Source organism: Trueperaceae bacterium (assembly GCA_036381595.1).
GTDB lineage: Bacteria > Deinococcota > Deinococci > Deinococcales > Trueperaceae > DASVCN01.
In genome coordinates this window covers 86,022-101,853 of the sequence record DASVCN010000019.1, presented here as the reverse complement: position 1 = coordinate 101,853, position 15,832 = coordinate 86,022, and the positions used below count along the sequence as shown (strand labels likewise).

Here is a 15,832-nt window from a genome sequence, read left to right as displayed (position 1 = left end):
AGTCGGCGAGTAGCGCCGCAGGTCGGGCGGGAGTAGCTCAGTTGGTAGAGCGACAGCCTTCCAAGCTGTATGTCGCGGGTTCGAATCCCGTCTCCCGCTCCAATCCCATCCCGGCCGGGCAACCGGCACTCTATGGACATGGCGGGCACCAGTAGCTCAGTGGATAGAGCAGTCGCCTTCTAAGCGATTGGTCGAGGGTTCGAATCCTTCCTGGTGCACCACTTCCAGCGGGAAACGCCGGTCCGCTGTGCGGTTTCATGGCCCACCGAACCGAAGTCCAACGGCAGTACAGAGCGAGCAAATGATGTTGTTCCAGGTAATCGAGCCGGCGGTGTCAGCTTATGAGACTGGTGGTTGCGTTCAGGGAGGAGCGCCCTATATGGAACAGAGGATCGACTACTTCGGCGTCCCTCGCCGGATAGCGCCTCGACGCCCGGTGGTGCTAATATCGGCAGGCGCGCGGCCGGCAGGTCAGGCGCACGGCGCCGGGGAGCCACCGGCCAGGGCCGGCGAACAGGCGGCCGTGGCAGGTAGTTCGGGTAAGGACCGAAGGCCCGTGGTCTGGTAAAGTGTGGTTTGCGACCGCGGTGGATGTAGCTCAGTAGGTTAGAGCATCGGATTGTGGTTCCGAGGGTCGTGGGTTCGAATCCCATCATCCACCCCATATCGCCCAGTGGTGCCTGCCCGCGGGGAGGCACCACAAGCGCGCGAGGATGGCGGAATTGGTAGACGCGCCAGATTTAGGATCTGGTGGCTTGGCCGTGCGGGTTCAAGTCCCGCTCCTCGCACCAACACCGGCAAGCTCCCGCTTGCCGCTTTTTTTGCCGAGAAGGCGCATGGTTAGTGCGCAACCCGCCAGGGATCCGGCGACAAGGAGTCTTCGATGGAAGCCAAGCTCAAGGAAAGAAAGTCGGTAGAGGCGACCGTAGAGGTGACGGTACCGGCAGCAGACGTCGACAAGGCCTACGACCGCGTGCTCCGGCAACTGTCGCGCCAGGTGCGGGTGCCAGGGTTCAGGCCCGGCAAGGCTCCTCGAGGCGTGCTGGTGAAGCGGATCGGCAAGGAGGCACTCGAAGGCGAGGTCCGCGAGGACCTGATCGAGAGCAGCTACCCGCAGGCGATGAAGCAGTTCGAGCTGAGCCCGGTGCATGCGCACGTGCACGGCGGGACCCCGAACGAGGGGGAGGACTTCACCTTCGAACTGCACGTCGACCTCTACCCCGAGATCGAACTCCCATCTCTCGAGGAGATCGTCATCGACAGCGAGGGGCGGCGGGTCGATGACGAGATGGTGGCTCAGACGGTCGCGCGGCTCCAGAGCGAGAACGCGACCATGGTACCGGTCGATCGGGCGGTACAGGCAGGTGACTACCTTCTCGTCGAGACGGTCTCGAGCGAGGAAGAAGGCGAGGAGGCACCTCAAGCGGCCTCCACGATGCCGATCGACCTCGAGGAGGTGTCCGACGAACTCGCTGAGCAGCTGATCGGCAAGTCGGCGGGCGAGGTCGTGAAGCTGGAACTGGCGGCGCAGCCGGAGACGGCCGAGTCGGAGGAGGGCGAAACCCAGCCGCCTCCGACCCTCGACATCCGCATCAAGGATGTCAAGGAGAAGGAGAAGCCCGAGCCCGACGACGAGTTCGCGAAGACGCTCGGCTTCGATAACTGGCAGGAGACCGAAGCGCGGATCCGTGAGAGCCTCCAGGCCCAACTCGACCAGGAAGCGCTGGAGGAGCAGCGTGACGAGTTCGTGGACAAGCTGATGGCTGCTTCCACGTTCGAGCTGCCGCGCAGCCTGGTGCAGCGCAGACGCATAGACCTGCTCGAGAACCTGACCGAGGACCTGAAGCGCCGTGGCCTGACGCTCGAGAAGTACGTCGAACAGCTCGACGCCAACGACGGTCGGGAGCAGTTCGAGAAGGAGCTGCAGGAAGCCGCCGAGAAGGGCGTGAGACGCGACCTGGTACTCGAGCGGCTGCTCGAGGTTCGTGGGACCACCATCAGCGATGCCGAGTTCGAGGCGGCGTTGCGGCAGCTGGCACTGCAGCAGGGCATGGACGTCGAGCGGTTGCGCCGCGAGCGTGGCGAGGAGTGGCTGCGCAACTACCGGTTCCTGCTCACTCGCGACCGAGCACTTCGTGAGGCGGTCGAGGAGCGGCTGGCGGCTCAACGTGATGAGGAGCCGACCGACCAGGACGTGTCCGAGGTGAGCGGTGGCGAGGAGCCGGCGGAGGCGAGCGCAGGACAGGAAGCCGCCGAGGTGAGCAGCGACCAGGAGGCGACGGAGGCGGGAGCCGGACAGGAACCGGTTGCCGGCGCCGCAGCCGACGGCGAGAACGATCCGGAGGGCGCAGGCGAGCCGGCGGAGGAGCGCCGGTAACGGCGCACGTGACCTCCCTGACGGAACCAGCTCCGATCAGGACCGATACTGACCCGATGACCAGACACCACCGCCTTCTCTCCAAGGAGTAAACATGCCGCTCGTTCCCTACGTCATCGAACAGACCGGCCGCGGCGAGCGGACCTACGACGTCTACAGCCGTCTTCTCAAGGAACGGATCATCTTCCTCGGACAGCCGATCGATTCCGAGGTCGCCAACGTCATCGTCGCTCAGCTGCTCCTGCTCGATTCACAGTCGAACGAGCAGCCGATCAACATGTTCATCAACTGTCCCGGCGGAGAGGTCTACTCGGGCCTCGCCATCTACGACGTGATGCAGTACATCTCGGCCCCCGTCTACACCAACTGCGTAGGCATCGCCATGTCGATGGGATCGGTGATGCTGATGGCCGGCGAGCCGGGACACCGGGTGGCGCTTCCCAACAGCCGCATCATGATCCACGCCGGCTCGGCCGGCTTCCCTCGCTCCTCGCTGCCCGATCTGGAGATAATGGCGAGAGAGTACCTGGACATCCGTGACATCATGGAGCAGATCTACGAACGTCACACCGGCAAACCGCGCGAGCAGATCCGTCGCGACCTGGAGCGGGACTACTTCATGAACCCCCAGGAAGCGAAGGAGTACGGTCTCATCGACGACGCCATCTCGCCCAGGGACGCCGCCCGCTTCCGCAACCTGCCAGGGAACGGGAACCGCTGACGATGACCGAGCCCCGCTGCAACTTCTGCGGACGAGCCCACAGCGAGGTCCGCCAACTGGTGGCCTCCGAGGACGGCAACGCCCACATCTGCAGCGATTGCGTGGGGCGCATCTCGCAGGTCCTGGCCAGCAAGTCGCCCAGCTACCCGAATCAGCTCAGACTTCCCACGCCTCGTGAGATCAAGAGCATGCTCGACCAGTACGTCATCGAGCAGGAGCAGGCCAAGAGGATCCTGTCGGTCGCCGTCTACAACCACTACCGGCGCCTGCAGAACCCCGAGGCCGAGATACAGAAGTCGAATATCCTGCTCATCGGTTCGAGCGGGACCGGCAAGACCCTCCTGGCGCAGACGCTCGCCCGCATCCTGCAGGTGCCGTTCGCCATCGCCGACGCCACCACCCTTACCGAGGCCGGTTACGTGGGCGACGACGTCGAGAACATCGTCCTGCGACTCCTCCAGACGGCCAACTACGACGTCGAGGCGGCTGAGCGCGGCATCATCTACCTCGACGAGATCGACAAGATCGCACGAAAGTCGGAAGGGGTCTCGATCACCCGCGACGTCTCCGGGGAAGGGGTGCAGCAGGCGCTCCTCAAGATGATCGAGGGCACCGTTACCCACGTGCCGCCTCAGGGCGGGCGCAAGCACCCGCACCAGGAGCTCATCCCGGTCGATACGGGCAACATCCTGTTCATCTGCGGAGGCGCCTTCGAAGGGATCAAGGACATCGTCCGCAACCGCGTAGACGTGTCCAGGGTCGGCTTCCAGACCAGCCGTGGAGCCGCCGAAGACGCGTTGGAGAACGCCGAGGTCATCCCCGAGGACCTGATGAAGTTCGGGCTCATCCCCGAGCTCATCGGCCGCCTAGCGGTGACCGTTCGCCTCCACGACCTGAGCTTGGGCGCCCTCGTGAGCGTGCTCACGAAGCCGAAGAACGCGCTGGTGCGGCAGTACCAGGAGCTCTTCGCCCTCGAGGGCGTCGAACTGCGGTTCACCGACGAGGCCCTGCGGGCCGTGGCGCGCCGTGCACTCGACCGCAAGACCGGTGCGCGCGGCCTCCGCTCCGTGATGGAGCAGACGCTCCTCGACCTGATGTACGAGGTGCCGGGATCGGACATCTCCCGCATCCGTATCGACGAATCGAACCTGGACTTCCCTGGCCGAGTGCTGGACGAAGCGGAGCGGCGCAAGACCGCCTGAGCGTCCAGACCCGATCGCAGATAGACGGATCCGCCGGCGTCGCGCAGCCAGGCTGGCTGACTCCCAGTTGGATTGATCGGCCGTCCAGTTAGGCGAAGATCGTGCGGCAGCGTTCGACCGCCTCGAGGAACCGGGCCGCGGCCTCCTCCACCTGTTCCTCGCGCACGCCGCTACCGAAGCTGAAGCGCACCGTGGACTTCGCTTCCTGAGCCGGCAGACCGAGGGCGGTGAGCACGTGCGACGGGTTCACGGAACCGGCCGAGCAGGCCGAGCCGGTGCTGGCGAAGACGCCAGCAGTGTCGAGGCTCATCAGGAGCGCCTCGCCGTCGACGTCGGTGACGCTCACGCTGCTGTGTTTCGGGCCGCGTGGCGCCGCTGCGCCGTTCACCCTGATGCCTTCCGCCCCATCCAGCAGCGCCTCGAAGCGGTCGCGCATCTCCCCCACCTGAACGCCATGAGCCGCCGCTTCATCGCGGGCGATCCTGGCGACCTCGCCCAGAGCGGCGATCGCCAAGGTGTTCAACGTACCTGGCCGGTAGCCTCGCTCCTGCTCGCCCCCGTGCGTCACGGCCTCGAGCTCGACCCCCTCGCGGAGCCACAACGCGCCCACCCCTTTGGGGCCGTACGCCTTATGGGCAGAGAGGGCCAGGGCGTCCACGCCCAGGGAGTTCACGTCGATCTCCTCGAAGCCGAACGCCTGGACGGCGTCGCAGAAGAGTAGCGCGCCCGCCTCGTGCGCCGCTGCGGCCAGCCGTTCGATATCGGTCCGTATCCCGACCTCGTTGTTCACCAGCATGAGGGCGACCACGCCTACTGACGGGGTCAGGGCCTCCTGCAACGCGTCGATGTCGATCTCCCCGGCGGCAGTAGGCGCGGCGAAGGAGACCTCTCTGCCCGTTCGCTGCAGGAACCCGGCTGTGGCCAGCACCGCGCTGTGCTCGAGTGGGCTGGTCAGCAAGCCGGTCCGGCCGTTCGTGTTGCGCAATCCGACGAGAGCTAGATTGTCTGCCTCGGTCGCACCGGAGGTGAAGACGATCTCCCTGGGCTTGGCGTTGATCGCTTCCGCAACTGCTTCTCGCGATTCCTCGACTATGCGCCTGGCCCGGCGACCGGGCGCGTGGATGCTCGACGGGTTGGCGAAACTCTCATCGGCCACCTCGAACATCTTCCGCTTGACCCGAGGGTCGAGCGGCGTGCTCGCGGCGTGGTCCAGATAGATGTCGCCGGCGGTTCGGTTCATGGCTGAGGTTCGGTCAGGCCCCGGCGAATTCCGGTGGCAGGGCTTCGATCTGGAGCAGTTCCCGCTCGGCCACGAGATCGGCCAGGGTCGTGGATCTGAGCACCTCGCGCACCGCGCCGTCCACCCGCCGCCACAGCGACTCCGTGGAACAGTTGCCGGTGTGGCCGCAAGCCTCGGCATCCTCGATGCAGTTGACGGGAGCGACGCTTCCCTCGAGCAGTTCGACCACCTCGAGCGCATCGATCTGGTCGAGCGGTTTGGCGATCCGGTAGCCGCCGCGTGCGCCCCGAACCGATTCGACGTATCCTGCCCGGCGCAGCACCGCGAAGATCTGCTCCAGGTACTGCTGGCTCAAGTTCTGGCGGTCGGCGACGACCTTGAGGCTGGTCGGCTTACCCCCGCTGAGTCCCACCTCGACCAGCGCCCTCATGCCGTACTGTGCCTTGGTGGATACCCACATGACTACACCTCGAATCGGAATGATTCCGAACTGTCGTCAGTATAAGCCGACCCCGTAGGAGGGTCAACGATGGGGCCGGCGCCCTTCGGCCGTCAGAGGTTCTCTCGCACGAGCGCCATCAATTGGCTGGGGCGGAACGGCATCTGCACCGCCTGGGAGTTACCGTCCTTCTTACCGGCGCCACCCTCGGAAGCGCGCGAGGTGAGGAGGATCACCGGGATCTCGCCGGCCAGCTCGCTCGCCTGGAGCCGCTCGGAAACGAACGTGCCATCGGCATCCTGTAGTCGCTCGTCGAGCACGATCAGGTCAGGCAACTCCCTCTCGGCGACCGCCACACCCTCTTCGCCGCTCTCGCACGCCAACACCTCGAACCCCTCGACTTCGAACTTCGACCTCAGGAGTTCGAGCATGTGCGTCTGATTGTCCAGCAACAAGACCTTGGCCACTTCGAGTACTCTACCGGCGCTATCCTAGCGTGGTCTGTGCCCGTTGTCCACGCCGAGCCCGTTCTGGAGGGCTCGCACCACCCGGGGAGTCAGCGTGAGAGCAGCGTCAGTGGATCGACCGCTTGCCCCTGAACCCTGATCTCGAAGTGGAGATGGGGTCCCGTGGAGGCGCCGGTACTACCCGTCCTGGCGATGATATCGCCTTGCCTCACGCTGTCGCCGACCTCGACCAGGAGCTCGCTGAGGTGCGCGTAGCGGGTCTGGAGCCCGTCGCCGTGCTCGAGATAGACAGCGTACCCGTAGGCACCAACCCAACCGGACCGCACGACGACGCCGTCTAGTGCCGCGGCCACCGGCGTACCCGAGTCGACGGCGAGGTCGATGCCGCCGTGGAAGCGGTTGCCGCCCACGGAGATATTGCGCCAGCCGTAGGCCGAGCTGAGTCGACCCGCCAGAGGCATGACGAACACGCTCGCCCTGGGCGAGAACTCGGCCAGCAGTGATGGCGCCTGCGACAGCAGCCTCTCCTGTTGGCGCGCGTGCCACTCGCGGTCGGCCACGACCGGATCGGCGCGCGGCCGCGACACTTCCGCCGCACCGCCTACAGCGAGGGAGCGGGGCGGTACCGGCAGATAGACCCATTCGCCGGGCGCCACCGCCGCCAGGTGTTCGAGGTCGTTCGCCTCCAGCAGCCCGGAGGGCGAGATGCCGTACTCCATCGCCAACTCGAGGAGTGAATCGCCCTCCGCGAGGCGCAGGCTCACCCCGTCGCCAGGCGGCACCCGAACCCTCGTACCGGGGGTCAGCGCGTCGCCCAGTCCGGGATTCGCAGTTCTGAGGGCGGTCTCGGTGAGGCCCAGGCGGGCGGCCAGCGCTGCGACCGTCTCCCCTGCCACCGCCTGCGCGAAACGGAAGCCCCCCTGCGAAGGCAGCTCCAGCAGCTGCCCAACGCGCAACAGGCTGCCGCTCAGGTCGTTCTCCTGCCGTAGCGCCTCGACGGTCGTTCCGTAGAGGTCGGCCAGTGCGTAGAGGGTGTCCCCGGGCCGGACCAGGTGCTGGCGCTGGGCGAACGCTGGACCGCACAGCAGCAGGGCCAGGAGCACCGAAGCGTGAGCAAGTCGCCTGGCTCGGCGCCCAGATAGAGAAAGGGCGCCGACGAGCCTGAGCCGCGGCGCCCTGGTGAAGCCCGACATGGAGTCAGGCTAGCGTTACCCCTGTCCCAGCGTGGAGAGGAACTCCTCATTGGATTTCGTGCGTGACAAACGCGACAGCAGCATCTCCATCGCCTCCGCGGCATCCATGTCGGAGATGACCTTGCGCAGCAGCCACATCTTGGCGAGCGCGGCCTCGGTGAGGAGCAGGTCCTCACGACGAGTACCCGACTTGAGGATGTCGATGGCCGGGAAGATGCGTCGCTCCTCGAGGCGCCTGGAGAGGTGGAGCTCCATGTTGCCGGTGCCCTTGAACTCCTCGAAGATCACGTCGTCCATGCGCGAACCCGTCTCGACGAGGGCGGTCGCAAGGATCGACAGCGAGCCGCCCCCGCGAATGTTGCGAGCGGCGCCCAGGAAACGCTTGGGCCAGTGGAGGGCGCTCGAATCGAGGCCGCCGGAGAGGGTCCGACCGGTGGCCGGCGTCACCAGGTTGTTGGCACGGGCCAGGCGGGTGATCGAGTCGAGCAGGATCATCACGTGTCCGCCCTCCTCGACGATACGTCGAGCGCGTTCGTGCACGAACTCGGCGACCCGTATGTGGTTCGCGGGAGGCTCGTCGAAGGTGGAGGCGATGACCTCGACCCCTTCGACCGACTCGCGGAAGTCGGTGACCTCCTCGGGCCTCTCGTCCACCAGCAGCACGATCACCTTGATGTCGGGCTCGTTGGTGCTCACCGCATGGGCGATCGACTTCAGCAGGGTCGTCTTACCGGCCTTGGGCGGAGCGACGATCAGACCACGTTGACCGCGCCCGATGGGAGCGAGCAGGTCGATAACGCGGGCAGAGAGTTCATTCTGGGTCGTCTCGAGGGTGATGCGCCGCTCTGGGAAGGTGGGTACCAGGTCGTCGAAGCGGGGGCGCCTGGCTGCCTGGAACGGGTCCACGCCGTTCACGGCCTCGACCCTGATCAGGGTGCCGTAGCGCTCGTTGTCGCGGGGTCGCCGAGCCTTGCCGAGGATGTAGTCGCCTGTCCTGAGCCGGAACTGCTTGATGAGGCCGGCCGACACGATCACTTGCCGGGTGTTGTTCTGGAGCAGCGACTCCTGAAGGAAACCGTAGCCGTCCGAGGAGATCTCGAGGTAGCCGCGGACCAGTTTGAGTCCCTCGGCCTCCGAGGAGCGCTCGAGGATGGCGATCGCCAGATCGTCTTTCTCCATCTGGCGGTACTCCTCGAGGCCCACCTCCTTGGCGATGAGGTGAAGTTCGGGAACGATCTTCGACTGCAGGTCGCGGTAGTTGAGGCCCTGTTTACGGCCATTGTTGCCGCCGCGCGAACGCCGGTTGCGGCCACCGTGGCGCTCCTGGTCGGCCTGACCGTCACTTCCCGTCTCTTCGCTCGACTCGCTGCCCTCGGCTTCACGGGCGAGTTCGGCCTCGACCTGGCGCGCCTCCTCGGCGGTTTCGGCTTCGGCGGCAGCGGCCGCCGCCTTCTCGGCGTTCACCTTCTTCTTGCGCCCGCCACCCGAGCCTCCGCCACCATCCTGCTTCTTGCGCGGTCTGCCCCGCCGCTTGGGCTGCTGCTCGCCTGGTTCGTCTGCCGTGGCAACCACCTCCGAGTCGGACTTACGGGGACGCGGACTCATGACGCAACTTCCCCGAGGGGGCGCTGCACGTCGCCTCTGGACTGCTTCGACTCGCCAATCATGGTCTTGCCTCTCAAACTGGAAGTACCGTGGAAATTCGCCCGGGTCAACTCGGCTCCGGCGCTCTCTCACCCTGGAAATGCGGCGGTGCCCTGCGCCATCCGCCAAGACCAGGTTTGATGAGGAACGCAGCGGCTGTTTGACAAGGTCTCGTTGACTATGTCGGATGCCTGCTGCTACCGTTTAGTATATGCAGGGTGACTTGCGCTTGTAAAGCGTAGGGGTCACCCGGGAACGTCGCAAGACGGCTCCCGAAACGGCTGTGACGGGAACGAGTAGCGTCCGAAGGGCCGACCAGCGAACCGGGGATGGTGGAAGCCCGGCAGGCACCGGGATCGCGAAAATCCTCCCCGAGCCGCTCCCCCAAAGCCGTGCCCGGCAGCGACCGGGCAGGCGAGTAGATGGAGCCGCGAGACGCGCGTCATAGCGTCAGGCTCTCGATTCGGAATCGTTCGAGTCGGTAGCCGGCAAGGCCCCTGAACCGCGAGGCAGGGGCGAAGTTGGGTGGTACCGCGCTTCGGCGCCCCAACCTCGAGTCCCAGCGGCAGCGCGCCGCGGGACCGAGAGCGTTCGGGGCGCATTTCTATGCCCCGGAGAGCGAGGTCGCGATGTTCGATGATGTGCCCAACAGCATCGACTTCCCCGAACTGGAGGGGAAGGTAGTGGAGTTCTGGCGCGAGCGCGACATCTTCCGCAAGTCGATCGACAAGCCGGCGCCGAATGGCAACTACGTCTTCTACGAGGGCCCGCCCACCGCCAACGGGAAGCCTGGCGTACACCACGTGATAAGCCGCGCCTACAAGGACCTCTTCCCGAGGTTCAAGACGATGCAGGGCTACCGGGTGGGGCGCAAGGGGGGTTGGGATACCCACGGGCTACCGGTCGAGATAGCGATCGAGAAGCGTTTAGGCTTCACCTCGAAGCAGCAGATCGAAGAGTTCGGCATCGCTAAGTTCAACGAACTGTGCCGCTCCTACGTCTTCGAGAACATCCAGGAGTGGAACGAGATGACCGAGCGGATCGGCTTCTGGCTCGACCTGGAGAAGGCTTACGTCACCTACGACAACGGCTACATCGAATCGTGCTGGTGGGTGATGAAGGAGCTGTTCGACCGCGGACTGCTGGTCGAGGACTTCAAGACCACCTGGCACAGCCCCTCCTCGAACACCACCCTCGCGTCCCACGAGGTGTCGCTCGGTTACCGCGAGGATGTCGAAGACCCTTCCGTCTACCCGAAGTTCCCTGCCGATACGCGTGAACTGGGCTCGCGCGGGATCCTTGGCCCGGGCGAGGCGAGGCCGGTCTACCTCCTCGCCTGGACGACGACGCCCTGGACCCTGGCCGCCAACACTGGTCTCGCCGTCAAACCGGACGCATCCTACTCGCTCGTGGCGGCCCCTTCGAGACACGGCGGCAGCGAGCAGGAGCACCTCTACCTGCTCGCCACCGAGCTCGTCGATCAGGTGTTCGGGGAGACGCCGCACGAGCGGCTGCTCGAAGTCCCGGCCGAGAAGCTCGAGGGGCTGCGCTACCAGCCGCTCCTCCATGGTCAGAGGCCCGCGGGAGTCGACCTGGATGGCGGCTGGCGGGTCGTGCTCGACGACTACGTGAGCCTCGAGGACGGTACCGGCATCGTCCACCTCGCCCCCGCTTACGGCGACCTGGACAAGGGGAAGGTGCACGATCTGCCCACCCTCTTCTCGGTGGGCCTCACCGGCAAGGTGATGGAGGAGGTGCGCCCGCTCGACTACGACCGGCTGCCGGGTCCCTACACCGACATGTGGTTCAAGGACGCCGACGAGAAGATCGCCGACGACCTGCTCGAGCGAGGCCTGCTCTACCGCAAGACCACCATCCGGCACGCCTACCCCTTCAACTGGCGAGACGACACCCCGTTGATGAACGTCGCCAAGAAGAGCTGGTACATAAGGACCACGGCCCTCAAGGAGAAGCTGCTCGAGAACAACTCCCGGATCAACTGGGTGCCCGACCACATCAAGACGGGCCGCTTCGGAAGGTGGCTCGAGAACAACGTCGACTGGGCGCTCTCCCGTGAGCGTTACTGGGGAGCCCCGCTGCCGATCTGGGAGTCCGAAGACGGCGAGCGAGTTTGCGTAGGCAGCCTCGAGCAGCTCTCGGAACTGGCCGGCAAAGATCTCGCGGGCATGGAGCTGCACCGGCCCTACGTCGACGAGATAACCTTCGAGAAGAACGGCAAGACGTTCCGCCGCGTGCCCTACACCGTCGACGTCTGGTTCGAATCGGGTGCCATGCCGTACGCCCAATGGCACTATCAGGGCGAAGAGGCGACACCTGTCGCTCACGAGCGGCTCGAGGCGAACTTCCCCGCCCACTACATCTGCGAAGCGGTGGACCAGACCCGCGGTTGGTTCTACAGCCTGCACGCGCTGGCCACTCTGCTCACCAACACCGACGAAGAGTACCGTGGGCCGCTCGCCGGACTGGAAGCCGACACCTCAGCGTTCCGCAACGTCATCTGCCTGGGTCACATCGTCGACGAGAACGGCGAAAAGATGAGCAAGTCGAAGGGGAACGTGGTCGACCCGTGGACGGTCCTGAACGCCCAGGGCGCCGACGCGCTGCGCTGGTACCTCTACAGTTCGAGCCCGCCCGGGGCCACCAAGCGCTTCAGTCAGAACCTCGTCGAGGAGACCGTCAGGGACTTCTTCAACACGCTCTGGAGCACCTACCACTTCTTCGTGCTCTACGCCAACCTCGACGAGCCGGACCTGACTTCGGCGCCGGCACCCGCGGACCGTCCCCTCATCGACCGATGGCTGGTCGCCAGGCTCGAGGCGCTGGTGCGGGATGTGACCAGGATGCTGGAGGAGTACGACCCGACCGGAGCCAGCCGTGCGGTCCGCGATTTCGTGGTCGACGAGCTATCGAACTGGTACGTGCGCCGCAACCGTCGCCGCTTCTGGAAGAGCGAGGACGACCGCGACAAAGCGGCCGCTTACGCCTCGCTGTACGAAGCCCTGGTGACGGTCGCCAAGCTGATGGCCCCGATGGCCCCCTTCACGGCCGAGGAGATCTACCGCAATCTGGTCGTAACCCTGGACCAGGCGGCACCGGAGAGCGTTCACCTCGCCCGCTGGCCCGAGGTTCGCGAGGAGCTGCTCGACGAAGAGCTCCTCCGCGACATGGGAGCTCTCGTGAGAGTCGTAGAGCTGGGCCGCGCGGCCCGCGCTGCGAGCGGAGTGAAGACCCGCCAGCCCCTCCCCGAGGTACTCGTGAGGGTGCGCTCCGAGGAGGAACTCGAGGGGCTCAAGCGACTCGAGCACGAACTGCTGGAGGAGCTGAACGTCAAGCGGGCCCGGTACCTGGACGTCACGACCGACTTCGTCGACTACCAGGTGAAGCCGAATCTGCCTCTGGTGGGTAAGCGCCTGGGCAAACTGGTCCCCGCGATGCGGCAGGCCCTCGCCCGGATGGACGGCCGGCAGATCGCGCGCAACGTGCGCGAGGGGAAGACGACTACTCTGGACCTGGACGGTCAGACATTCGATTTCGAACCGGAGGCGTTCCTGCTGGACGCGCGGAGTCCCGAGGGGTTCGCCGCGGTCGAAGAGCGCGGTTACCTAGCCGCGCTCGATACCAGGCTCTCCGACGAACTCGTGCGTGAGGGCATCAGCCGGGACGTGGTGAGGCTGGTGCAGAACGCCCGCAAGAACGCCGGACTGGAGGTGTCCGACAGGATCGCCGTGGGCCTGGAGGCCGACGGCCAGGTGGTGGAGGCGCTTCGTGAACACCGCGAAACAGTAGCTTCCGAGGTCCTCGCCGACTCGCTGGAACTGGGCCCGATCGAGAACCCTCAGCACACCGAGGAGGGCGAGGTCGAGGGCGAGCGGCTTCTGATCGGCCTGCGAAAGGTCTAGGCGTGAGCGGCCGGGGTGAGCTCGAAGAACTGAGCCTGGACGAGGCGGCCGCGCTCCTCGGCCTCTCTGCCGAGGGGCTGCTCGCACTCTTGCGGGACGCGGGGCTGCGCGCGGTCTCCGGGGCAGAGGTTCGCCTGCGGGCCGCGGACGTCCTGGCGCTCCAGCATGAACGAGACAGGCGAACGGAGCGGAGCATGGAGGAGCTGAGCAGGTTGAGCGAGGAGCTGGGCGAACAGCGCGATGAGTGATCGCGGCAGTCGCCGGCGACTTTCGGCGCGAGTGTCAGGCTGAAGGAACCTCTGTAGAGCGACAAGTCGCTGCCGTCGGGAACCTGAGCGAGGCTGGCGACTGGGTGGGTCCTAGGGTAGCGGCACCCGCGACACGCGGAACGGCAGCCGCGGCTTTCCATCGGCCATCACATCGAACTGCGAGTTCACCACCAGCAGTTCGTTGCCGACCTTCGCAGCCGTGGTGGGGAACTCGAACGACGGATCGCTGAGGCTGGCGACGACAGTTCCCGACAGAAGGTCTGCGTCGAGTTCGACGACCGCGACCTGCCTTGCCGAGTTCCGCACGACGTAGAGTTCCCGGTCCTCCAGGACAAGGCCGTCGCCTCCCGTCAGACACTGGCCACCAAGGTCTATCTCAGCGACACGGCCCGTCCCCGTTTCGACGCGGAACAACTGGCCGGTTCCGGTCTTCACCACGATCAGGAACTCCTCGTCGGCCGTGACCGCGATGCCGTTCATGTCGGAACCCGGCTCCCGGGACTCAAGGGCGGTGCCGCTCATGTCCAGCCACGGCTCGACCGAGCCGGAGCGGACCCTGAACAACAGAGGACGCAGGCTATCGGTCGCGTAGACATCGCCCGAGGGGCAGGCGACCAGGTCGTTGATGAAGGTTTCATCGGCGGGAGGAGTTGAGAGGGTCAGCACCAGCTCACCGCTGCCGACCTCGAACGCGAAGAGCTTCCCGCTCGCACCGCCGGCAACCCACAGCCGGCCGCCCTCATCAATGTCGAGCCCTATGGTCGTGAGCGGTTCGCGGTCGTCCCCCGCCACCAGTTCGACCACATCTCCGGAGTCCAGTTCGCACCGGTAGATCGCGCCGCTCCTGGCGCCGCTCACGAAGAAGACGCCTTCCCTTTCCAAGAGAGCGACGCCCTCGGGGAACACGTCCTCGCCCGGCAGCTCGTAGGTCATCCCCTCTCGCACCTCGACTTCGACAGTTGACCGGACGTTGTTCAAACTCTCCCCTCCCCTGGCCAGGAAAGCCGACGGGGCCGGCCTGGACAGTAACGGCCGAAGCTATCGCTCGGGCAGGGTCAGGCTGGCCACGCCGGCGATCTCCACCGCATAGTCGTCCTCGAAGTCGTACCTATGGGTGGTCAGCCTCGGCTCACGAGCATCGCGCGGAGCCTCGAATAGCGCCGTGCAGGTCGCCGTTCCATCGAGAACCAGCCCGCTGCACGGGTCGCTCACGCCGTACCGGTCGGAACGGTCGAAGGCCTCCCACCCCTCGCCCTCGAGTATGAAGGTGTCGAGTTCGAACGGTCTGGGCTCTTCCACCGACTCGAGCCGGAGATCGACGTAGAGGTAGGTCTTGTCCTGGTCGGCACTCTTACCGAAGGGACGCGCTATCCGGCTCACGGACTCGACATGAAGGACTTCGATCGCTACTCGCGGCACCCGAGCCTGCCTGGCTGGCAGGCTGAACACCTCGCTCTTCGCCCCGAAGGGATATTCGTCGTACTCGAGCCAGCCGCTGCCGATGTCCTGCGGCACCTCGAAGACGAGGTTGCAGCGCGTCGCTCTAAGGCGAGTGCGAGGCAGGTCGCGACAGGCACCGGGCACCTCGAGCGACGAGTGGGCGACCTCGAAGCTCGTACCCCCGGCATGTAGCAGGAAGTCCCCGTAGTAGAGGTAGCCGACGTTGGCGAGCATCCTCGGCTTCACGACCGCTTCGACGACGACGAAACGGTGCCCCGGCGGGGCGATATCGGCCCTGACTGTGGCGCTGCTGCCGAGCGACCGTGCCTCGACATCCACATGGGCGAAGATCGGGAGGTCGTCGACACGTGGGATGACCCCGCCTACGAGTGGAAGGCAGACGAGAAGCACGAGGGCCCACTCGCTGTAGCTGTTCACCCAATAGCCGACTCTCGTGCCGAGGCGATCGTCGAACGCCCTCTGCAGGCTGAGCGCTGTCAACGCCAGGTACGCGAAGAAGCTCGAGGTCAGACCGGAGAACAGTGCCTCGAGGAGACAGAGTCCGAGCATCACGACCGCACCGAACCCGGTCAGTGCGCGAGGAATCAAGAACTCCCGGAGGGACTTGCCGATCACGACTTCTGCAACTCCACGAGGCGTCGCTCGTGTCCCTCCGAATGCGGGAGCGAACACGGGACCAGGCATGTTGCAGGCGGCTTGTTCAGGGCCGCTGTCATGCCCTACCTTCGCCGATACGACCTGACAGCACTCTTACGCGAGCCGAGCAGCCCACGCCACACCCGAACAGATGGTTCAGCAGGCCCGGTCCGATCGGGGGCGCCCCGACGGGCAGTGACCGGCCCTGACGGACACGGAACGACCTGCGGGTTAGAATCGGCGCGATTGAAGCGGGCTCCGAC

General features: G+C 65.8%; 12 protein-coding genes and 4 tRNA genes. 9 read left to right on the top strand and 7 right to left on the bottom strand.

Annotated features, from left to right (window positions below; all coding sequences use genetic code 11):
• Nucleotides 1-26 precede the first annotated feature (26 nt).
• From VF168_04760 to clpX, 7 genes are all read left to right on the top strand, one after another.
• Nucleotides 27-102 (top strand) — tRNA-Gly (locus VF168_04760).
• 43 nt (nucleotides 103-145) lie between these two features.
• Nucleotides 146-221, top strand: a tRNA-Arg gene (locus tag VF168_04755).
• A 366-nt stretch (nucleotides 222-587) separates the two neighbouring features.
• A tRNA-His gene (locus VF168_04750) sits at nucleotides 588-664 on the top strand.
• A 43-nt stretch (nucleotides 665-707) separates the two neighbouring features.
• Nucleotides 708-791: transfer RNA gene (locus VF168_04745), tRNA-Leu, on the top strand.
• 92 nt (nucleotides 792-883) lie between these two features.
• Entirely contained in the window at nucleotides 884-2,377 is a 1,494-nt protein-coding gene (gene tig, locus VF168_04740; protein HEX7003476.1) for a trigger factor, read from the top strand.
• Between the two features lie 94 nt (nucleotides 2,378-2,471).
• Nucleotides 2,472-3,098, top strand: a complete 627-nt coding sequence (locus tag VF168_04735) for an ATP-dependent Clp protease proteolytic subunit (GenBank protein HEX7003475.1) — start codon at nucleotides 2,472-2,474, stop codon at nucleotides 3,096-3,098.
• Nucleotides 3,099-3,100: 2 nt separating this feature from the next.
• The gene (gene clpX / locus VF168_04730; protein ID HEX7003474.1) at nucleotides 3,101-4,300 is read left to right on the top strand and encodes an ATP-dependent Clp protease ATP-binding subunit ClpX; all 1,200 of its coding nucleotides are present in this window, start codon (nucleotides 3,101-3,103) and stop codon (nucleotides 4,298-4,300) included.
• Nucleotides 4,301-4,388: 88 nt separating this feature from the next.
• On the opposite strand, the gene VF168_04725 is transcribed toward clpX, so the two are convergent.
• From VF168_04725 to rho, 5 genes are all read right to left on the bottom strand, one after another.
• On the bottom strand, nucleotides 4,389-5,540 hold the full coding sequence (locus VF168_04725; GenBank protein ID HEX7003473.1) for a cysteine desulfurase family protein: 1,152 nt from the start codon (nucleotides 5,538-5,540) through the stop codon (nucleotides 4,389-4,391).
• A gap of 13 nt (nucleotides 5,541-5,553) precedes the next feature.
• Complete coding sequence (locus VF168_04720) at nucleotides 5,554-6,000, bottom strand: Rrf2 family transcriptional regulator (GenBank protein HEX7003472.1); 447 nt, start codon at nucleotides 5,998-6,000, stop codon at nucleotides 5,554-5,556.
• 92 nt (nucleotides 6,001-6,092) lie between these two features.
• Nucleotides 6,093-6,446, bottom strand: coding sequence for a response regulator (locus tag VF168_04715; GenBank protein HEX7003471.1), 354 nt, complete (start codon nucleotides 6,444-6,446; stop codon nucleotides 6,093-6,095).
• Nucleotides 6,447-6,535: 89 nt separating this feature from the next.
• Nucleotides 6,536-7,639 carry a peptidoglycan DD-metalloendopeptidase family protein gene (locus VF168_04710; GenBank protein HEX7003470.1) on the bottom strand — a complete coding sequence of 368 codons (1,104 nt, stop codon included), beginning with the start codon at nucleotides 7,637-7,639 and terminating at the stop codon, nucleotides 6,536-6,538.
• 15 nt (nucleotides 7,640-7,654) lie between these two features.
• Nucleotides 7,655-8,887, bottom strand: coding sequence for a transcription termination factor Rho (gene rho, locus VF168_04705; protein HEX7003469.1), 1,233 nt, complete (start codon nucleotides 8,885-8,887; stop codon nucleotides 7,655-7,657).
• Between the two features lie 1,025 nt (nucleotides 8,888-9,912).
• Here rho and ileS point away from each other — a divergent pair.
• Nucleotides 9,913-13,203 carry an isoleucine--tRNA ligase gene (ileS, locus tag VF168_04700; protein HEX7003468.1) on the top strand — a complete coding sequence of 1,097 codons (3,291 nt, stop codon included), beginning with the start codon at nucleotides 9,913-9,915 and terminating at the stop codon, nucleotides 13,201-13,203.
• A gap of 2 nt (nucleotides 13,204-13,205) precedes the next feature.
• On the top strand, nucleotides 13,206-13,451 hold the full coding sequence (locus VF168_04695) for a hypothetical protein (protein HEX7003467.1): 246 nt from the start codon (nucleotides 13,206-13,208) through the stop codon (nucleotides 13,449-13,451).
• A 111-nt stretch (nucleotides 13,452-13,562) separates the two neighbouring features.
• Here VF168_04695 and VF168_04690 read toward each other — a convergent pair whose 3' ends face one another.
• Together VF168_04690 and VF168_04685 are read right to left on the bottom strand one after the other, a co-directional pair.
• Nucleotides 13,563-14,450 carry a hypothetical protein gene (locus VF168_04690; GenBank protein ID HEX7003466.1) on the bottom strand — a complete coding sequence of 296 codons (888 nt, stop codon included), beginning with the start codon at nucleotides 14,448-14,450 and terminating at the stop codon, nucleotides 13,563-13,565.
• Nucleotides 14,451-14,510: 60 nt separating this feature from the next.
• Entirely contained in the window at nucleotides 14,511-15,548 is a 1,038-nt protein-coding gene (locus tag VF168_04685) for a hypothetical protein (GenBank protein ID HEX7003465.1), read from the bottom strand.
• Between the last annotated feature and the right edge of the window lie 284 nt (nucleotides 15,549-15,832).

Excerpts from the sequence above, each read along its gene's own strand:
- VF168_04710 (HEX7003470.1), bottom strand. The coding sequence starts at position 7,639 with ATGTCGGGCTTCACCAGGGCGCCGCGGCTCAGGCTCGTCGGCGCCCTT.
- VF168_04735 (HEX7003475.1), top strand. The coding sequence starts at position 2,472 with ATGCCGCTCGTTCCCTACGTCATCGAACAGACCGGCCGCGGCGAGCGG.
- VF168_04725 (HEX7003473.1), bottom strand. The coding sequence starts at position 5,540 with ATGAACCGAACCGCCGGCGACATCTATCTGGACCACGCCGCGAGCACG.
- ileS (HEX7003468.1), top strand. The coding sequence starts at position 9,913 with ATGTTCGATGATGTGCCCAACAGCATCGACTTCCCCGAACTGGAGGGG.
- VF168_04720 (HEX7003472.1), bottom strand. The coding sequence starts at position 6,000 with ATGTGGGTATCCACCAAGGCACAGTACGGCATGAGGGCGCTGGTCGAG.
- tig (HEX7003476.1), top strand. The coding sequence starts at position 884 with ATGGAAGCCAAGCTCAAGGAAAGAAAGTCGGTAGAGGCGACCGTAGAG.
- clpX (HEX7003474.1), top strand. The coding sequence starts at position 3,101 with ATGACCGAGCCCCGCTGCAACTTCTGCGGACGAGCCCACAGCGAGGTC.